This is a genomic window from Roseateles paludis (assembly GCF_039872745.1).
GTDB lineage: Bacteria > Pseudomonadota > Gammaproteobacteria > Burkholderiales > Burkholderiaceae_C > Pelomonas > Pelomonas paludis.
In genome coordinates this window covers 917,596-935,908 of sequence record NZ_JBDPZD010000001.1, presented here as the reverse complement: position 1 = coordinate 935,908, position 18,313 = coordinate 917,596, and the positions used below count along the sequence as shown (strand labels likewise).

Genomic DNA, 18,313 nt, shown 5'->3' with positions numbered 1-18,313 from the left:
TGTGAGGTAGGCCGCAGACGCGCGGATTGTGCGGCAGAGCCTGGGGCTTCGGGCTAACGCGTGCGCAGCAGCCGGCCCAGGCCCAACCAAGTCGGTCTGGTACCACCCGAGCCGGAACCAGCCGGCGCAGGCACCGCACGCTGTCGCAGCCAGTAACCCCCGTACAGGATGTCGGGTCGGCCGTCGCCGTCGAGGTCGCCGACCGCGACGATGTCATCGACGAAAAATTGGTCCCAAGGCCGTGGAAACGACTGACTGGTGTCCAAGCTTCCATCGCTGCGCTGCAGTGTCACGATGAGCGGCCAGCCAGTGCCTGCCGACACGATGTCCAGTCGCCCGTCACCATCGATGTCCGCCAGACTGACTCGTGTCGCACCGTCTGTACCAGGCTGTGCCACCCCAGGGAGCAATTGCCCCTTCGCGTCCTGCAGCAGAACGCTGACGGCGTCCACGCCCTGGTTACTGACGATCAGGTCCTGCCGGCCATCGCCGTTGACGTCGCCGATGGCCACACCCTGCCCCCAAAAGCCGGACGCTACGTTCACGTAGACGGGCGACGAGAAGCTGCCGTCGGGCTGCTGATAAGCGACGCCGAACTGCTTGCCAAGCCCGACGCCGCTGGTGACGATGTCCAGCCGACCATCACTGTTGAGGTCGCCCACAGCAAAGCCTGGACTGCCTCCGAAGCTTTCCAATGCCACCGCCCTGCCGGCGCCGAAACGTCCGTCGGGCTGCTGGAGCCAGATCTGCACCTCGCTGCCGTTGTACGGCCGGCCGACAAGGTCAGGGCGACCATCGCCGTTGAAGTCCACGACCCGCACGGCATACGCGCTGGCTGTGTCGATGACCTGGCTCACGGCATGCCGCCCGTCGGGCTGGCGACGCAGAATCTGCAGCGCCGTGAGATCGTTGCCCGCCACAATGGCCATCTGGCCCTTGCGGTCGAGATCGACGACTGCGAGGCTGGTGATGTTCCGCTCATGCCCGGGGGCAGTGGCATAGGTACGCGGCGCTGAGAAGGTGCCTCCTGCCTGGCCCATGAACACCTGCAACGTGGGGCTCACGCCGCTGCCATCGGCCGGCAAGGCCAGCACCACGTCGTTGCGACCGTCACCGTCCAGATCGCCGATGGTGACCGCAGTGACGGTCGCTGTCGTCAACGCCTGGGGTGGCGCAAAGCGACCAGGGTCGGTGTCGAACTCCCAGGCCAAGCTGCCGGCGTTGCCCAACTGGTCCACGAGGTTGCCCAGTTGCACCCGCAGGTGCGCGCCGCGCGGCAGCGGCTTCTTGGGCGTGAGCGTGATGGTGTTGCCCGAGACACTGCGATCCACCTCGATCGACCCGGCCAAGCTCGTCACCTCCAGATCGGCGAGCGCCAATCGCGAGAAGTCAGTGTCGGCTTCGACCGTGAAAACAATCTTGCTGTCGAGTGCGACGTCCTTGGCATTGGGCAGGGGCTGCACCGGCGTTATGGCGGGACCGGTGGTATCGACAACGAACTGCCAGCTGAGCTCTGCAGGCAAGGCATTGCCCGCGACGTCGCGGTTGGCCGTAGTGACCCGTGCGGTGTAGGTGCCGCTGGTCAAGCGCTTCGACGGTGTGAACGCGAAGAAGTCGCCGTGCCAATCCCAGACCGTGTTGCCGGCCACCGGCTTCCCGTCGGGCCCGGTGAGCTGCAGAGGCTCACCAGGGGGCGAGGTGTCCATGAGCCTGTCAAACCTTGCCCCCACGGACACACAGCAGCCACTGACGATCATTCCCGCCGCCGGGGACGTAGCCACGATGCCCGGGGCTTTGGTGTCACTGCGCTGGCTGCCGACGAGCCAACCGGTCAGACTGCTTTCTCGGGTGCTCGGCGGCAGCGAGCCATCGACCGTCGTGACGCGGCTGCGAACGAGGCCGAGCCCCGGCGCATACCAATCGTCGGACGTGACTGTCGTGACGAGTGTGTTGCCGCTGCGGGACAGCTTCTTGCTGCGTGTTCCTACCGTCTGGATGTGCGCCACGCGGGTGAAGTCTTTGCCACCCACCGTCAGCGATTCCATGCCGATCACGGTGGACTCCATGTGCAGAGCGACGACGTCGGGCACGCTGTCGTCGTCGATGTAGACGCCGTTGGAGACGGTCGCATCCACCACGACCCAGCGGTCCCCGACCGTGAGCGTCGGCTTCATGACCAGCAGCGGTCCGAAGGCCGTGGTCAGCTGGTCTGCGATCGGCCCGGGGTACTGGCGCACACCGTTCGCGTCGCGTTGGTAGAACTCCTCCGTCTGACCGTTCTGACCCATCGTGCGCACCAGCATGGCCTGCCCCGACGGGAGTTGCTGCGGCCCGATCGCGGACACCAGCGTCGTGTGCTGGGTGTCCGTTCCATAGGACCAACGGTCGCCGGTGTTGAGCGGGAAGTACTCTTCGGCCGACGGCAGGACAGGCACTGGCGCGCCAGCGCCACCGCTTGGCACAGAGTCACCGCCGCTGCCGCCGCCACCTCCTCCGCAAGCCGTGAGCCAGGCGGCCAGACTCAGCAGCACACAGCGGCCAACACCGCTCAAGAACTTGGACCCCATCTTTTGTCTCCCTGACTCAGGCGATGATTTTCGCCCGGACGAGCGTCGCCTCAGGGCGACTGGGGGGTGCGCTCCGGATGCCGCTCCCGCCACGCCCGCAACGCACGCCGGTAGTCGTCCATGGCGAGGCTGTGCAGGTCAAAGATGCAGGGGTCGCAGCCGTTGCCGCAGCAGTCTTCCAGCGCTGGCGCAGGAGGGGGCTGGGGCATGGGGTCAGCGTCAGGCAGGGGCTCGTCCATGCCAGCCATTGTCAGGAGCGCACCGCCACGCCTGAGGCCAGCAGCGCCGCGTTGCCGCCGGCAGCGGCGGTGTTGACGGTCAGGGTCTGCTCGGCCGCGAAGCGGTAGAGCTGTTGCGGGTGGCCGGCGGACAGGATCAAGGGGACGAGCGGCCCCGGGCGAGCGGCGAGGTGGCGGGCCAGGGGGGCAGCGGCCTCGGCATCGCTGGAGGCCAGTGCCAAGCCAGCCAGGGCGGGCGCGGCCAGCAGACCTGGCAGGGCCTCGGGCGGCAGCACGCGGGCGCTCATCAGCGGCAGCCCTGCCTCGCGCCAGGGGCGCAGCTCGGCCTCGCTGCCGCCGATCCAGCTCAAGGAGTTGCCGGCCAGCAGGGCGCTGGCGGCAGCGGCCAGGCCGGCCTCGCCAAGCCCGATCACGACGACATGCCCGCGCGCGCGGTGCCGCAGGGTGTTGCGCTCGCCCGTGGGGCCGGGCAGTTGCAGCTCGTCGAGCTGGGCCAGGGCGGCGGGCCACAGGGGTGCCAGCAGCGGGCACGCGGCGTGGCGCAGCAGGGCCAGGCGGTCGAGCAAGGGCGTGGCGGCCCAGGCGGCGTCCACCGGCAGATCGATGGATGCCGCCGGCCACGCGAGGTGCAGGGGCGGCAGCGAAGTGCGCAGGGCGGGCTCGGCCACAAAGCGCCGCAGATAGCTCGGGCCGCCGGCCTTGGGGCCGGTGCCCGAGAGGCCTTCGCCCCCAAACGGCTGCACGCCAACGACCGCGCCGACGATGTTGCGGTTGACGTAGACGTTGCCAACCCGCGCCAGGGCCGCCAGACGTTCCGCACGGCTGTCGATGCGGGTCTGGAGGCCGAGCGTCAGCCCATAGCCCAAGGCGTTGATGGCGTCGATCACGCCCTCAGGCTCGCCCTGCCAGCGCAGCACATGCAGCACGGGGCCGAAGATCTCTTCCCGCAGCTCGTCGATGCGGCCGATCTCAAACGCGATGGGGGCCAGCAGGCGCGGGTGCGGCTCAGCCAGCGGGGACTCGGCAATGAACCGCGCTTCGCGCCGCAGGCGCAGCACATGCCGCGCGATGTGGACGTGGGCCTCGTCGTCGATCAAGGGGCCGACGTCGGTGTCCAGCCGCGCCGGGCTGCCCACGCGCAGCTCGGCCATGGCACCACGCAGCATCTCGATCACACGGTCGGCAATGCCGTCGTGCAGGCACAGCAGGCGCAGGGCCGAGCAGCGCTGGCCGGCGGAGCGGAAGGCGCTTTGCACCACAGCGTCGATCACCTGCTCGGGCAGGGCCGTCGAGTCCACCACCATGGCGTTGAGCCCGCCTGTCTCGGCAATCAAGGGGCGCGGTGGGCCCGGCTGGGCCGCCAATGCGCGGTGGATGTGCTGAGCCACGGCCGTGGAGCCGGTGAAGCTCACACCCGCGCAGGCTGCATGCGCCACCAGCGCGGCGCCGACGCGCTCGCCGGGGCCGTGCAGCAGTTGCAATGCGTCACGCGGCACGCCGGCCTCATGCAGCAGCGCCACCATGGCGCGCGCCACCGCGGGCGTTTGCTCGGCGGGCTTGGCGGCCACGGCATTGCCAGCCACCAGGGCCGCCGCCATCTGACCCGCAAAGATGGCGAGCGGGAAGTTCCAGGGCGAGATGCAGACGAACACACCACGCCCGCGCATCAAGGCGGGGTCCTGCTCGGCCTGGCCGGCGTAGTAGCGCAGGAAGTCCACCGCCTCGCGCACCTCGGCCATAGCGTCGGCGGCGGTCTTGCCGGCCTCATGGGTGAGGCGGGCGCAGAAGGCGAGCGTCTGCGCCTCCAGCGCATCGGCCGCGCGGCGCAGGCAGGCGGCGCGGTCAAGAACCGGGCACGCCGCCCAGGCCGGGGCGGCGGCTTGCAGGCGGGCCATGGCCTGCTCGACGTCGCTTTGCCCGGCCTTAGGCACGGGCTCGGTGTCCGCTTGGGTGAGGGCTTGCTGCAGGGCCTCGCGCGGCGCGAGTTCAGTGAAGTCCAGCCCCATCGAATTGCGGCGCCCCTCGCGCTCGAACAGCTGTGCGGGCAGGGGCAGGCCCGGTGTCGAGAGGACTTGATCCAAGGGCGAGGCCAGCAGTTGCTCGATCGGCAACTCGGGGTCGCAGAGCTGGTGCACGAAGGACGAGTTGGCGCCGTTTTCCAGCAGGCGCCGCACCAGGTAGGCCAGCAGGTCACGGTGCTCGCCCACCGGCGCGTAGACGCGCACGGGCACGTCGGGGTGGGTCTTGGCGAACTCGCGGTAGAGGGCCTCGCCCATGCCGTGCAGGCGCTGCAGCTCGAAGCGCGCGCCGGCCGCCTGCGCGAGCCCCGCGACGGCCGCCAGCGTGGCCGCGTTGTGCGTGGCGAACTGCGGGTAGATCAGCTCGCGGTGGGCAATCAATCGGGCGGCGCAGGCCAGGTAGCTGAGGTCGGTGTGGGGCTTGTGGGTGAAGACGGGGTAGCCGCCAAGGCCCAACTCCTGGGCGCGCTTGATCTCGGCGTCCCAGTAGGCACCTTTGACCAATCGCACCATGAAGCGCAGCCCGTGCCTGCACGCCGTGGCCGCCACGTGGTCGATGACGGCGAGCGCGCGCGTCTGGTAGGCCTGCACCGCGAGGCCAAAGCCGCGCCACTGCGGATGCTCGGCGGCGATGCGCGCGGCCAGGGCGTCAAAGACATCGAGCGAGAGCTCCAGGCGCTCGGCCTCTTCGGCATCGAGCGTGAGATTGAGGTTGGCCTCGGCGGCGAGCTGCACCAGCTGCCACACACGCGGCAGCAGGGTGGTGAACACACGCTCGCGCTGCAGCACCTCGTAACGGCTGAAGAGCGCGCTGAGCTTGATCGAGATGCCGTCGGCCGCCTCGGGGCCGGCGCCTGCCATGCGCTGCGCCGCCAGGGCCTGCAGCGCCCCGGCATAGCTGGCCAGGTAGCGCTCGGCATCCGGCTCGGTGCGAGCGCCTTCGCCCAGCATGTCGAAGCTGAAGCGAAGGTGCGCGGCACTGCGCCGCGCTGCGGCCGCCTCGGCCTGGGCCTCCTCGATGTTGCGCCCCAGCACGAACTGCCGGCCCAGCAGCTGGATGGCCCGCACCGTGGCGGCCACGACGGTCTGCGCGCCCAGGCGCTTGAAAAGGCCGCCTTCCTCCTGCGCACCAGGCAGCAGCTGCTTGGACAGCCCGATGGCCGAGCTGGCAAGCGCTGCCAACAGCTTGTGCGGGCCGTCAGCGTCTGCATCAAACGCCGCACGGCCCAGCTGGTCGGCCGTCAAGGCGATGGCGGTCGGCGTGTCCGGCACGCGCAGCAGGCTCTCGGCCAAGCGCATCAGGGCCAGGCCCTCATTGCTGCTGATCGGGTACTCGCGCAGCAAGGACTCCAGCGCCCAAAACGGCGCCGGGTGCGCCCGCACCTGCGCCACCCAGGGCGTGGCGGCGGCCTGCGCGGACGGCCAATCCAGCTGGCCTGCCAGCAAAGCGGCGAGGTGTTCGACGACCTCCGCCTCGTCGCGGTAGGGGTCGGGCAGGCGCTGGGCTTCAGGGGGGCAGGCAAACATCACGGCTCTCCGGTGAGTGCAGGCACTCTAGGCAGCTCAGGGCCGAATTAAATTCGGCAATTCGCACACACCACGGAGGATCCTCCCGATGGAAGAGATCGACAAGATCGACGCCCGCATCCTGCGCGTGCTGCAGCAGGATGGGCGCATCTCCAACCTCAAGTTGGCCGAGGCCGTGCATCTCTCTCCCACGGCGGTGCTAGAGCGCGTCAAGCGCCTCACGCGCGAGGGCTACATCCTGGGCTACGAGGCGCGGCTCAATCCCGCCAAGCTCGGCGCTGCCATGCTGGTCTTCATCGAGGTGCTGCTGGACCGCACCGTGCAGGACGTGATGGACAACTTCCGCGCCGCCGTCCAGGCCCGCCCCGAGATCCTTGAATGTCACCTGGTGGCCGGTGGCTTCGACTACCTGCTCAAGACCCGCGTGCGCGACATGAGCGCCTACCGTGAGTTCGTCGGCAACGTCATCTGGACCCTGCCCGGGGTGCGCGAGACGCGGACGTATGCGGTGATGGAGGAGGTGAAGTCGACAACGGCGCTAGCGATCTAAGCCGTTACCCGAACGCGCGATGAAGCAGCCTTGATCATTGCCCCCCAATCCGGGGGACTGAGGACCGGGGCCAGGACACGCTATGTAGACTCCGCGCCGGCTGCTTGATGGGCCCTCAAGAATCCATCGGCACGCCCTTGAAACCAGGGAGAACTCAATGCTCGGCTTCGTACGATCACTTGCCGCCACCTCGGCTGCACTTTTCTTCAGTGCGTTTGCCTACGGCGCCACCGGCTACACCCAGCAAGTCGCGCCGATGCCCTTGGTGGACATCAACAACCGAGGCGTCATCCTTGCCGCATCCGGCCCGCTCGCCTTCTTGTGGAACGGCAAACCTGACGGCGCTGGCGGTCAGTACACCTTGCTCAGCACTCCTGGCAACGACCCCAACGTTGTCTATGCGGGCCTGAGTGACCTCGACGAGGTCGTCGGCGGGTTCACCGACTTCGGCTCAGGACGAAGGCTCGGGTTTGTCAGCTCGGTCAGCGGACTTGAACTGATTGAAGTGCCGGGGGCGGCCTCGACGACGGTCCGCGCCATTTCGCCCAATGGCCGTTACCTCGGCGTCCAAGCGTATTCAGAGCTGGGAACAGCTTCCAGTTTTCTGCTCGACCGGAACACCGGACTCCTCTCGGACATGTCGCCGACTGGAAGCTACGGCTCCGCTATCGAAGGCGTCACAGACAGTGGCCAAGTTGTCGGTCGCATGGGCACTGATGCTGGCTTACGCTCTTTCGTGTTTCAGAACGGCCACGTCGAAACCTTTAGCGTTGGCGGGGATGCCTACACATTCCTGTACGGTGTTTCTGATGCGGGCTACCTTGTCGGCTCTTCTGGGTCCACGCCGCCCGCTCCGGGCGGCCCTGAATGGAACTCTGGCTTCGTCTCGCATGGGGCGGAGACCTGGAAGTTCGCACAAGGCACGCGGATCCTAGGCGTCAACAGCTCTGGCGTTGCCGTCGGGGTCTATTCCCTCTACTCGACCCATGGCGTGCTGTTGACGCCTGTGCCCGAACCCGCCTCTGTGGCGCTGATGCTGGGTGGTTTGGTTGCCGTCTTCGCCTGGCGAGCACGCCGCGTCGCACCTCACGGAGGCTAGACGTCTAGCGCCCTGGGCCAGGCATCACTGGCTGGTGGGGCATTGACGGGTGTCGGCAAGTTGCTTGGCCTCGGTAGAGCAGGCAAGCATCGCTCGAACTCCGGTGAATTCACGGCGTGGCGCAAGAACGCGGTGCCCTCGCAACGGGATGTGTTCGCGAAGCCGGTGTGGGTCAGCTGCCTCAGCGCTGCAACGAGGCGCTGGCCCGCTCCAGCCCATCCGCCACCAACCAGGCCGCCGTGCGCGCCTGGGCCGGCGAATGGTCGGCCATCACCTGCATGCGCAGCCGCGCGCTGTTGAGTGACACAGCTGGGTACTCGACCAGGTTGGCCAGCAGTCCGGCCTCGCCCATCTCGCGGGAGGCGAGGCGGGCCAGGGCGTCGTTGCCCAGCATCACGGGCACGATGGGCGAGGGCTGGCCGAGCACGGTGAGGCCGCGTTCGGTGAGGCCGCTGCGCAGCGCGGTGATGGCGCGCATCAGCCGCGTGCGGCGCTCCTCGCCCTCGGGCGAGCGGATCAGGCGCAGGCAGGCGCGCACGGTGGCCACCTGCACGGGCGAGAGCGCGTTCGAGAAGGTGTTGGGCGCGGCGTAGAAGCGCAAATACTCCTTGATGGCCCGCGTGTGGCTGGCCACGAAGCCGCCGTTGGAGGCAAAGGTCTTGGAGAAGGAGCCCATCACCAGGTCCACCTGGCCCAGCATGCCCTGCAGGCCGATGTGGCCGCTGCCGCCGGGGCCCATGCAGCCGAGGTCATGGGCCACGTCCACCATCAGCAAGGCACCGTGTGCGCGCGCCAGCGCCTGCAGGCGGGCCAGGTCGGGTGAGTCGGCGTCCATGCTGTAAACGCCCTCGGCCACCACCAGGATGCCGGCCTCGGCATCGCGCTGACGCACGCGCTTGAGCAGGCGCTCAACGTGGTCGGCATCGAGGTGGCGGTGCAGGTGGATGTGGGACGTGGCAGCGCGCGCGCCCTCATGCAGGCAGTTGTGCGCGAGCTGGTCGATGATGACGTGGTCGGTCTCGCGCACCAGGCCCTTGACGGCACCAAAGCCCGCCGCCCAGCCGGTGGGGAAGAGCAGGACCTCGGGCATCTGAAGCAGCGCGCCCAGTTCGGCCTCCAGCGCCATCGACTCCTCGACATTGCCGGCCAGGGCGGTGGAGCCGGCGCTGTGCACGCCATAGCGCTCCATGGCCGCGCGCGCGGCCTCCAGCACCTGCGGGTGCCGGGCGAGCGACAAATACTCTTGCGACGAGAAGTTGAGCCCCGCGCTGCGCTGGCCGTCCAGCAAGGTCAGCTCGGCGGTAGCGCCCGGGCGGCCGCCCAGCCGCTTGCCATAGGGGAAGACGCCTTCGCGCACACGGCACTGCGCCCAGTCGTGGAAGGCCGCCGCCTTGGCACCCAGGTCGGCGCCGGGGCGCGACAGGAAGTCAAACGACGAACCGCGCAGCGCCTGGGCGTCCACCGTGTCGGCAGCAGCTTGGGGAAAGGGTTCGGCGCCGCCCAGATCGGGCGAGGCCACCGGTGAGTCCAGCAAGTCATCCATAGGGTTCTCCGCTCCAGCCCTTGCGGGCGATGGTTGTTGGAGCCCACTGTGCCGGCTTGCACCGGCGCTGCCATCACCAGGAGTGACGAGAAAAGGTGGTGAAGGCGCTGCGCAGCAGCCTGGCGCGCAAGACCCGGCCCTGCCGGGGCCTGGCGCTCAACGCCCCTGGAGCGAGTTCAGCAGCGCCTCGGCCGCCGCGCGGTCGGCAAAGCCTTCGGGGCTGGCGAGTGCGGCGCGCAGCTCGACCAAGGCCTCGTCGCGCTTGTTCTTGCGGGCCAGCACGGCGGCCAGGTGGTAGCGGATGGCGGCGGCGCCGGGCTGGCGCAGGCGGGCATCGCGCAGCAGGGCGAGGGCGCGGTCGAGCTGGCCGGCCTCGGCATGCGCCCAGCCGGCGGTGTCGAGCACATTGGGGTTGGTGGGCTCCAGGCTGACGGCCTCGTTGGCCAGGGCCAAGGCGCGAGGGTCCTTGAGGCGCAGCAGCACCTCGGCGAGGTTGTTGCGCACGGCGTTGGAGCCTGTCTGCTTGAGCAGGCGCTCGTAGTGATCACGCGCCTGGGGCAGGCGATTGAACATGACGAGTGACTCGGCCAGCGCATTGCGCACCACGGCGTCGTCGGGCCGCTTGGCGAGCCACTGCTCCAGCATCGCCAGCTGCGGGCCGGGGTCGCGCGTGGGGTTGAGCTGGGCGGCGTAGAGGCGCAGCAGGCTTTCGCTGCTGGGCGCGGTGGCGTGGGCCTTGCGCAGGGCGTCGAGCGCGAGCGTAGCATCGCCCTTGACCACGCCCACCTGGCCCAGCAGGCTCTGCGCCTGGGCGTCGTTCGGCCGGTCCTTGGCCACCTGGCGGGCGCGCTGCTCGGCGGCATCAAGGCGCCCGAGGCGCAGGTCGGTCTCGACCTTGAGCGACTGCAGCGCGATGGAACCGGGCTGGCTTTGCAGGGCCTTGTCGAGCAGGTCGGACGCGGCCTGGTAGTCGCGGGCGTTGACCTGCAAGCGGGCCACCAGCCATTGCGACGTCGCATCCTGCCCCACTTGCTTGGCGGCGGCCGCGAGCCAGGGGCGCGCGGCGGCGGCATCGTTGCCGGCCAACGCCGCGCGGGCGGCCAGCACCAGGGCGTCAAAGTCATCAGGCGCGCGGGCCAGCAGCTCCTTGGCGGCGGCGCGCGCCTCCACCGGCTGGCCACGCCGCATCAGCAGCTCGACCTTGGCGGCAAAGGGGCGCTGGTCGCGGGCGACGGCCTTGGCCATGGCGCGCTCCAGCCAGCCAAGCGCCTCCTTGAGCCGGCCGCGCGCGTCGTCGATGGCGGCCAGTTCCAGGCAGACATCGACGGCGCTCTCATCGGCCTTGAGCATGGCCGTCAGGCGCGCCACTGCGGCGTCGGGGCGGGCCTGGTCGACCTCGACACGCGCCAGCATGATCTTGGCGGCCGTGAGGCTGGGCTGCAGCTTGAGCGCGGCCTCAAAGGCCTGCTGGGCCCCGGCCAGGTCGCGCAGCATCAGGCGCTGGCGGCCCAGCAGCATGGGGACGCGTGCGTCGGCAGGGAAGCGCCGGGCCAGCTCGGCCAGCGGGGCTTGCGCGCCTTTGGGGTCATTGGTGTCGAGCAGGGCTTCGGCCAGTTGCAGGCCGAACTCGATGCGCGCGGGCTCCTTGCGCACCGCCGCTTGCAGGGCCTTGAGCGCCTCGGCCGACTGGCCCATGCGCAGCAGGCTTTGCGCCAGCACGGCCTGGAACTCAGGGCGGTCCTGCCCACTCAGGGCCTCGCGCATCAGCGTGGCGGCTTGCTGTGGCTGGCCGGCCGCCAGTCGCGCCTGGCCGAGCAGGCCCAGGGTCTTGGCGTCGGTCGGGCGGCTGCGCAAATGCGCTTCCAGCGCGGCGATGCCGGCGTCGGTCTGCTTCTGGTTGAGGTAGAGCTGGGCCAGCAGATGGGTGGCTTCGCCCGAGCCGCCACGGCTGTCGCGGTAGATCTCGAAGGCGCGCTTGGCGGCGTCCAGCTCGCCCAGGCCGAAGTGCGCCAGGCCGGTGAGCAGCAGCATCTGCGGCCGGTAGCGCAGCAGGGCTTCGGGCTGGGCGTCGATCTGCTCGGCGATCTTGCGAAGGTGGGTGGTGAGGGCCTTGCTGTCGCCGCGCTGGGCGGCGTCCTGCGCGTGGAAGTACAGCACGCGCGGGTCCGCAGCCTTGGCGGCGGGGATGAGCTTGAGCGAGGCACGCACGGCGTCCCACTCGCCCTGCGCGGCGTGCATCTGCAAGCGCACCAGGCGCGCTTCGAGGTGGCCCGGTTCAACGGCCAGCACCTGGTCGAAGGCCTCGGCGGCCTTGGGGTCCTGCCGGGCTTGCAGCACCAGGGCGCGTGCAAAGCGGGCCTCGGCCGACTGGGGCTCGCGCTTGAGCGCCAGGTCGGCCAGCGCCATGGCCTGCGGGAGCTGGCCGAGTTGCAGGCGCAGCGGTAGCTCGGCCAGGGCGAGCTCGGGGGACTCGGGCTCGGCCTTGCGCAGTGGCTCCAGCAGGGCGAGGCCGGCGTCAGACGCGCCCATCTCCAGGTGGGCGCGGGCGCGGATCAGGCTGAGGTGGCGCTGCACGCCGGCCGCGTAGCGCGCGGGGTCCAGCCGGGCGTCGGTCAGCAGTGCGCGGTGCTTGCCTTGCAGCAGCTGGGCTTCGGCCAGCGTGGGGGCCAGCTCGCCGGGGTCGATGCCCAGCTTGAAGGCGCGCTCCACCGCCGCCTCGGCCCCGGCGGCATTGCCACCGGCCAGCAGCACGCGGCCCAGCAGCACCTGGGCCAGCAGCATGTCGGGGTCGGTGATCAGGGCCTTGCGGACGTTCTCCAGCGCACAGGCCAGGTCCCGCTTGTCCCAGCAAGCTTCGGCCTTGCCGAAGAAGCTGTCGGCCAGCTCGCGCTTGCGTTCGGTGGCCGGCGCCGTGGACGTGGCGGGCGGGTTGGCGGCGAGCGCCGCGCCAGCCAGCAGGCCGCTCAGCAGCAGCGCAACGACGGGCGCGCGCGCTTGGGTCAAATGCGCTGACGGCGACGCGCCAGCGCCGCGCAGGCCAGGGCCAGGCCCACCAGGGCCAGGGACTCGGGCTCAGGCACTTTGTTGGAGCCGCCGCCCACATTGCCGGTGAACGAGTACAGGTGGATCTGGTTGCCCGTGCTGTTCAGGGTGTCCACGATCACCGAGCCTTCGATGTCAGCGGTGTTCTTGAAGGTCGCACTGGTCGCCAGGATGGTGCCGCCGAACTGGGCGTTCACGTTCAGGCTGGTGGCCTTGTTGAAGTTCCAGACCGCTGCATGCGCGAGCAGGCCCGTGGCGCTGCCACCCAGGAAGTTGGCACCAACGGTGACGCTGGTCAGGTCGGTATTGAAGATGAAGGTGGTGGCACTGCCGAGGTTGAACTCGAACTCGGTCGCCCCGAACACCGTGGCGCCCAGCGCGCCATTGAGGTTGAACACCGCGCGACCATCAGCCCCGGCCACGGCCGTGAAGACGGCCTTGCTGCCCGACATGGACACCGTGCTGTTGGCCGTGAGCGCGGCGAGCTGGTTGGACAGGCCGGACATCACCGCCTTCATGTCCGTCGAGCTGGAGGCTGTGTAGGCGTTTTGCAGCTTGGCACTGTCGGCCAGGTTGGCCACACGGCCGCCGTTGAACTGCACATTGGTGGCAGTGCCGCCCACATAGGCGGCCCCGCCGTTGAAGTTGATGTTGGTGGCGTTACCCGACACGGCACCGCCGCCGTTGTTCACCGTCGAGATGCCGGTGGTGCTGATATTGCCGCCGGCCACCAGGCCCACAGCGGCCGAGCCGTTGTTGTTGACCGTGACCTGGCTGCCGGTCACGCTGCCCGTCACCGTGAGGGCGGCGTAGTTGGAGGTGGGGATGGGCGAGTCGTTAGCGAACTCGGCGCCCGAATTGGCCACGAAGTTGCCCCCAATCCAGCCACGGCCGTGCACGTGCGTGGCGCTGGTGCCCCCGCTCAGTGCCACGAGGTTGAACTGCTGCAAGACCTCTTGCCCCGACAGCGGCGAGAAACCGGCCCAGGCCAGGGGGCTCAGAGCCAGGGTGGCGACGAAGGAAGCGAGGCGGGAGAGGCGCATGACAACGTTGGCGTGGAGGTCCGCGAGGGAGTCGCAGGGACTGCAGAGGACTTCATTCTAGCGAGACGCCCGAAAAATCCGGCCTTGGCGCCCCCCTGTCTGGGGAGGTTCAAGCGGCCGATTTCGTCGATTTGTGGCAGGAATTTTCCGGGGCAGCGCTACCCCGGCCTCACCGAAGGCGACAGGCGCTTTTCAGCGCGGGAGGGACAATGCACCGTGATGAAGATTTCCCGCATCGTTGCGACCCGGCTGCCAACGCCGTTTGCCGAGTTCACCATCCATGGCTTCCGCGAGGAAGCCACCGGCCAGGAGCACGTGGTGCTGACCCTGGGTGATATTGCTCAGGGGTCGGCCGACGAGCCGCCGCTGGTGCGCGTGCACTCCGAGTGCCTGACGGGCGAGGTGTTTGGCTCGCTGCGCTGCGACTGCCGCCCGCAGCTGGAGGCCGCGATGCAGCGCGTGGCCGACGAGGGGCGCGGCGCCATCGTCTACATGCGCGGCCACGAGGGCCGGGGCATTGGCCTGGTGCAAAAGCTGCGCGCCTATGCCGAGCAGGATGCCGGGGCTGACACCATCGAGGCCAACGAGATGCTGGGCCTGCCCATCGACGCCCGGCGCTACGACGCCGCCGTCTGCATGCTGCGCCACCTGGGCGTGCAGCGCTTGCGCCTGCTGACCAACAACCCGCTCAAGGTGGCCGCCCTGCAGGACCTGGGGCTGGAGGTGGTGGCCCGCGAGTCGGTGCTGACCGCCCCGGGGCCGGACAACGAGCGCTACCTGCGCACCAAGGCCGACCAGATGGGCCACCGCGACCTGGGGCATTTGTTCGACTGAACCGGCCTTGCCCTGGCTCAAGGCCAGGCCGCGACAACGGCGCCACACTGGACCTCGCAAGGAGGCTCCATGAACCCACAAGTCCTGACCCGGATCGACGACGCTGTTGACCAGGTCCTGGCCCGCATCGATGGCCCCATCGTGCTGGGTCTGCCGCTCGGCATCGGCAAGCCCAACCCCTTCGTCAACCGGCTCTATGAGCGCATGCGCGCCGACCCGTCGCGTCGGCTGACCATCGTCACCGCGCTGAGCCTGGAGAAGCCGAGCGCCGCCAGCGAGCTGGAGCGCGCCTTCCTGGACCCCGTCGTCGAGCGCGTCTTCAAGGACTACCCGGACCTGGCCTATGTGAAGGACGCGCGCGCCGGCCGGCTGCCGCCGCACATCGAGGTGCGCGAGTTCTTCATGAAGACGGGCGACTACCTGCACAACGACGCCGCCCAGCAGCACTACATCTGCACCAACTACAGCTTTGCCGCGCGCGACATGCTGCAGCAGGGCCTGAACGTGCTGGCGCAGGCGGTGGCGGCCGGCCAGGACGGCGAGCTCAGCCTCTCCAGCAACCCCGACGTCACCGCCGAGCTGGCCGAGCGCATGGCTGCCGCCGGCAAGCCGCTGCTCAAAGTCGCCTGCATCAACGGCGAGATGCCCTTCATGCTGGGCGACGCGGTGGTGCCGCCCGGCTTCTTCGACATCGTGGTCACTGACCCGGCCAGCACCCACACCCTGTTCGCGCCGCCCAACGCCAAGGTCAGCACCGTGGACCACGCCATCGGCCTGCACGCCAGCAGCCTGGTGCGCGACGGCGGCACGCTGCAGATCGGCATCGGCTCGCTGGGCGACGCGGTGGCCCACGCCTTGATCCTGCGCGACCGCCAACCCGAGGCGCACGCGGCCATGCTCGCCTGCTTCGAACCCGAAGCCACCGGCGCCGAGCGCGGCCCGTTCAAGCACGGGCTCTATGGCTGCTCGGAAATGTTCGTGAACGGCCTGCTGCAGTTGATCGACGCCGGCGTGATCAAGCGGCGGGTGTTTGACGACCACGTGACCCAGCAGGCCGTCAACGACGGCAGCCTGCTGCCCGACGAGCTGCCCGGCGGCACGCTGATGACGGGCGGCTTCTTCCTGGGCCCCACGCGCTTTTACGAGCAGCTGCGGCGCCTGTCGCCCGCGCAGCGCGCGGCCATTCGCATGGACCGCATCGACCGTATCAACCAGCTGGACAGCGCCGACCCGCACGAGTCCGCGCTGCGCCGCGCCCAACGCGTCAAGGCCTCGTTCGTCAACACGACCATGAAGGTCACCCTACTCGGTGCTGCGGCCTCAGACGCGCTGGAGTCGGGCCAGGTCGTCAGCGGCGTGGGCGGCCAGTACAACTTCGTGGCCATGGCGCATGCGCTGCCCGATGCGCGCTCCATCCTGATCCTGCGCGCCTGCCACGAGACGGCCCACGGCCCCGTCAGCAACATCGTCTGGCAGTACGGCCACTGCACCATCCCGCGCCATCTGCGCGACATCGTCGTCACTGAGTACGGCGTGGCCGACCTGCGCGGCCAGTGCGATGCCGAGATCATCAAACGCCTGCTGCGCATTGCCGACTCGCGCTTCCAGCCCGAGCTGGTGGCGGCCGCAAAGAAGCACGGCAAGCTGGAAGCCGACTGGGCCCTGCCCGAAGCCTGGACGCACAACACGCCCGAGGCCCTGGACGCCAAGCTGCATCCCTTCACCGCGCAGGGCCTGCTGCCGGGCTTCCCGTTCGGCACCGACCTGACCGACGACGAGATCCACATCGTGGCCGCGCTGCGCCGGCTCAAGAAGAGCCTGCACCACCCGGTGGAGCTGGTGAGCACGGCGCTGCGCAGCGTGTGGGAGGGGCGCGAAGCGCCGCCGGCTTATCTGGCCCGGCTGGGGCTGGATGAGGCGGCGGGCTTCAAGGGGCTGGTGTTGAAGAAGCTGTTCGCGGGGAATCTTTGAGGGGCGGGACCCGGCATGGGCCTCGCCACACAAAACACCTTCTGAGTCGCGCCCGATCCTGCGCTCAGTCCAGCACCACCTCGGTCCGCACCACCCCTGCCCGCTCCGCGCTCGCGCTCAGCGCCAACCGCGTGCCCACCGGCGCACGCACCACCCATTCGGCCACGGCGCGGTCGGCCATGGGTTCGCGGGTGGGCAGGAAGGCGAGCTGGGTCTGCTTGGGCGCGTGGCCTTCGAGCTGCGGGCCCTCGATGCGCTCGCGGCCGCCGATGAGGCTGATGGCGGGGTCGCCCACGGGCATGTGGATCTCGAACATCACGCCGCGCACGGTCTTGCGCTGCAGGGCGCGCTGGGTCACGTAAGCGGGCAGGTAGCCGCTGTTGGCCACGGCCAGGCGCACGCGCCAGGTGTCGGGGCCCAGGGCGCGCACCTCGGTGCGCAGCAGCTCCAGCTGCGGCAGGCTCATGGCGAGTTGCGTCAGCCACGCGGGGAAGCGCGCGGCCTCGCGCTCGCGCAGCTGCGGCGGCGGGTTGCGCCAGTAGTTCATCTTGTCCCAGCCGCCGATCTCGACGGCGCCGAGCTGCGGGTGCTGGAAGGGCGTCCACGCCACGTGCGCCTGGCCGCCGCATTGCTCGTCGCTCCACCTGAGCAGCTTCAAGTCGTCCTCGACCGGGTGGTCGCGGAACCAGTCGATCCACTTGTAGCCCTCGATGCCTGCCTCCTTGTTGGGCGACCACAGCTCCACCACCCAGAACAGCGCGCCCAGGTGCTCGTAGAGCCAATCCTGCGTGCCGCTGATGACGTCGTCGGGCCGGTAGCGGAAGTCCTCGTGGATGCTGACGGCCGGGTAGCCGGTGTGCTTCTCGCCCAGGGCTGAGAACTGCTTGATCAGCCACAGGTCCTCGGGCGCCATGTCCTTGTCGGCCTGGTTGCCGGAAGGGCGCAGGATGACGCCGCTGTGGGTGTGGAAGCTGACCGCCGCGCCGATGTTGGGGTGCTGGGTGACGAAGTCGACCATGGCGCGCACTTCGGGCTCGCTGGTCGGGTAGGGGCCGGCGCCGACCTGGCTGCTCTCCTGGCGCCAGTCGGCGGGGAAGTTGCGGTTCAGGTCCAGGCCTTCGCGGTCGGCGTTGACCTTGAAGGTGAGGCCGTCGTGGTTGCGGATGAAGCCCTCGGGGATCAAGCGGTAGTACTCGCCGCCAAACTCGCCCGGCTCGCGCGGCACCATCAGGCGCGGGTCGGCGGCGTGCTTCTTGTAGCCGCCGTGGGGGTCGGGCACGCGCATGGTGAGGATGCGTCCGTCGCCGTCCACGTCCTCGATGGTCAGGCCGTCCACCGTCTCTTCGGTGTAGGGGTAGGGGCGCGTGGACGAGCGGATGTGGCGCGGCCGGTCGGCCAGGGCCAGCTCGGCGCCGTCGGGGCACAGGCGCGGCACGAGGTAGATGGCGCGGGTGTCGAGCAGCCGGTTGACGACGGCCGCCTCGGGCGAGCTGCCGCCGTGCAGGGTGACGAGCTGGTGCAGGTAGTAGAGGCAGGTGGTGGAGGCCGTCAGCTCGGCGGCGTGGATGTTGCCGTCCACCCAGAGCGCAGGCTTGTCGATGTCGGCCCCGCTGGCCAGGTTGGTCAACACCACGATCCAGATGTCGCGGCCCTCATGGCTCTTGCCGATGGAGCGCACCGAGACGATGTTGGGCCGCGCTTCGGCATACGCAAACAGCAGCGCGGTCAGCTCGTCGTGGCGGTAGAAGTGGTCGAAGCGGGGCGAAGGAAGAACTGCGGTCATGACATCCCGGGGTGGTGGATTGCTGCCGCGCGACCACGCCCTGGTTCGGGGCATGGGGCGGAAGGGAAATGTCACATTTTCTTACGCGAGACGTTTT

General features: G+C 69.4%; 11 protein-coding genes. 4 read left to right on the top strand and 7 right to left on the bottom strand.

Features of this window, described 5'->3' with window-relative positions; all coding sequences use genetic code 11:
* Nucleotides 1–53 precede the first annotated feature (53 nt).
* Genes ABDJ85_RS04435 through putA form a run of 3 tightly spaced genes read right to left on the bottom strand, consistent with a single transcriptional unit; the run spans nucleotide 54 to nucleotide 6,351 of the window.
* Nucleotides 54–2,567 (bottom strand): FG-GAP-like repeat-containing protein, encoded by a 2,514-nt coding sequence (locus tag ABDJ85_RS04435; RefSeq protein ID WP_347703526.1) that lies wholly within the window; start codon nucleotides 2,565–2,567, stop codon nucleotides 54–56.
* 50 nt (nucleotides 2,568–2,617) lie between these two features.
* Nucleotides 2,618–2,806 carry an oxidoreductase-like domain-containing protein gene (locus ABDJ85_RS04430; RefSeq protein ID WP_347703525.1) on the bottom strand — a complete coding sequence of 63 codons (189 nt, stop codon included), beginning with the start codon at nucleotides 2,804–2,806 and terminating at the stop codon, nucleotides 2,618–2,620.
* 11 nt (nucleotides 2,807–2,817) lie between these two features.
* Nucleotides 2,818–6,351, bottom strand: a complete 3,534-nt coding sequence (putA, locus tag ABDJ85_RS04425) for a bifunctional proline dehydrogenase/L-glutamate gamma-semialdehyde dehydrogenase PutA (protein ID WP_347703524.1) — start codon at nucleotides 6,349–6,351, stop codon at nucleotides 2,818–2,820.
* A gap of 88 nt (nucleotides 6,352–6,439) precedes the next feature.
* Here putA and ABDJ85_RS04420 point away from each other — a divergent pair, with 88 nt between their 5' ends.
* Both ABDJ85_RS04420 and ABDJ85_RS04415 read left to right on the top strand, forming a co-directional pair.
* On the top strand, nucleotides 6,440–6,901 hold the full coding sequence (locus ABDJ85_RS04420; protein ID WP_347703523.1) for an Lrp/AsnC ligand binding domain-containing protein: 462 nt from the start codon (nucleotides 6,440–6,442) through the stop codon (nucleotides 6,899–6,901).
* A gap of 157 nt (nucleotides 6,902–7,058) precedes the next feature.
* Entirely contained in the window at nucleotides 7,059–8,000 is a 942-nt protein-coding gene (locus ABDJ85_RS04415) for a PEP-CTERM sorting domain-containing protein (RefSeq protein WP_347703522.1), read from the top strand.
* Nucleotides 8,001–8,181: 181 nt separating this feature from the next.
* Here the strand turns inward: ABDJ85_RS04415 and ABDJ85_RS04410 are convergent, their stop codons facing one another.
* The 3 genes from ABDJ85_RS04410 to ABDJ85_RS04400 form a co-directional block, all read right to left on the bottom strand.
* Nucleotides 8,182–9,543 (bottom strand): aminotransferase class I/II-fold pyridoxal phosphate-dependent enzyme, encoded by a 1,362-nt coding sequence (locus ABDJ85_RS04410; RefSeq protein WP_347703521.1) that lies wholly within the window; start codon nucleotides 9,541–9,543, stop codon nucleotides 8,182–8,184.
* Between the two features lie 156 nt (nucleotides 9,544–9,699).
* The gene (gene prsT / locus ABDJ85_RS04405) at nucleotides 9,700–12,546 is read right to left on the bottom strand and encodes an XrtA/PEP-CTERM system TPR-repeat protein PrsT (RefSeq protein ID WP_347703520.1); all 2,847 of its coding nucleotides are present in this window, start codon (nucleotides 12,544–12,546) and stop codon (nucleotides 9,700–9,702) included.
* Entirely contained in the window at nucleotides 12,543–13,628 is a 1,086-nt protein-coding gene (locus ABDJ85_RS04400) for a choice-of-anchor A family protein (protein WP_347703519.1), read from the bottom strand. Before ABDJ85_RS04400 ends, prsT begins: the two co-directional genes overlap by 4 nt.
* Nucleotides 13,629–13,847: 219 nt before the next feature.
* On the opposite strand from ABDJ85_RS04400, the gene ribA reads away from it, so the two are divergent.
* Together ribA and ABDJ85_RS04390 are read left to right on the top strand one after the other, a co-directional pair.
* On the top strand, nucleotides 13,848–14,462 hold the full coding sequence (ribA, locus tag ABDJ85_RS04395; protein WP_347703518.1) for a GTP cyclohydrolase II: 615 nt from the start codon (nucleotides 13,848–13,850) through the stop codon (nucleotides 14,460–14,462).
* 69 nt (nucleotides 14,463–14,531) lie between these two features.
* Nucleotides 14,532–16,433 carry an acetyl-CoA hydrolase/transferase C-terminal domain-containing protein gene (locus ABDJ85_RS04390; protein ID WP_347703517.1) on the top strand — a complete coding sequence of 634 codons (1,902 nt, stop codon included), beginning with the start codon at nucleotides 14,532–14,534 and terminating at the stop codon, nucleotides 16,431–16,433.
* 64 nt (nucleotides 16,434–16,497) lie between these two features.
* On the opposite strand, the gene ABDJ85_RS04385 is transcribed toward ABDJ85_RS04390, so the two are convergent.
* The gene (locus ABDJ85_RS04385; protein WP_347703516.1) at nucleotides 16,498–18,216 is read right to left on the bottom strand and encodes a M14 family metallopeptidase; all 1,719 of its coding nucleotides are present in this window, start codon (nucleotides 18,214–18,216) and stop codon (nucleotides 16,498–16,500) included.
* Nucleotides 18,217–18,313: the final 97 nt, after the last annotated feature.

Bases quoted from the DNA above. Each gene is read 5' to 3' on its own strand.
- ABDJ85_RS04400 (WP_347703519.1), bottom strand. From the start codon at position 13,628: ATGCGCCTCTCCCGCCTCGCTTCCTTCGTCGCCACCCTGGCTCTGAGC.
- ABDJ85_RS04420 (WP_347703523.1), top strand. From the start codon at position 6,440: ATGGAAGAGATCGACAAGATCGACGCCCGCATCCTGCGCGTGCTGCAG.
- ABDJ85_RS04385 (WP_347703516.1), bottom strand. From the start codon at position 18,216: ATGACCGCAGTTCTTCCTTCGCCCCGCTTCGACCACTTCTACCGCCAC.
- ribA (WP_347703518.1), top strand. From the start codon at position 13,848: ATGAAGATTTCCCGCATCGTTGCGACCCGGCTGCCAACGCCGTTTGCC.
- ABDJ85_RS04390 (WP_347703517.1), top strand. From the start codon at position 14,532: ATGAACCCACAAGTCCTGACCCGGATCGACGACGCTGTTGACCAGGTC.
- ABDJ85_RS04415 (WP_347703522.1), top strand. From the start codon at position 7,059: ATGCTCGGCTTCGTACGATCACTTGCCGCCACCTCGGCTGCACTTTTC.
- ABDJ85_RS04430 (WP_347703525.1), bottom strand. From the start codon at position 2,806: ATGGACGAGCCCCTGCCTGACGCTGACCCCATGCCCCAGCCCCCTCCT.
- putA (WP_347703524.1), bottom strand. From the start codon at position 6,351: ATGTTTGCCTGCCCCCCTGAAGCCCAGCGCCTGCCCGACCCCTACCGC.
- ABDJ85_RS04435 (WP_347703526.1), bottom strand. From the start codon at position 2,567: ATGGGGTCCAAGTTCTTGAGCGGTGTTGGCCGCTGTGTGCTGCTGAGT.
- ABDJ85_RS04410 (WP_347703521.1), bottom strand. From the start codon at position 9,543: ATGGATGACTTGCTGGACTCACCGGTGGCCTCGCCCGATCTGGGCGGC.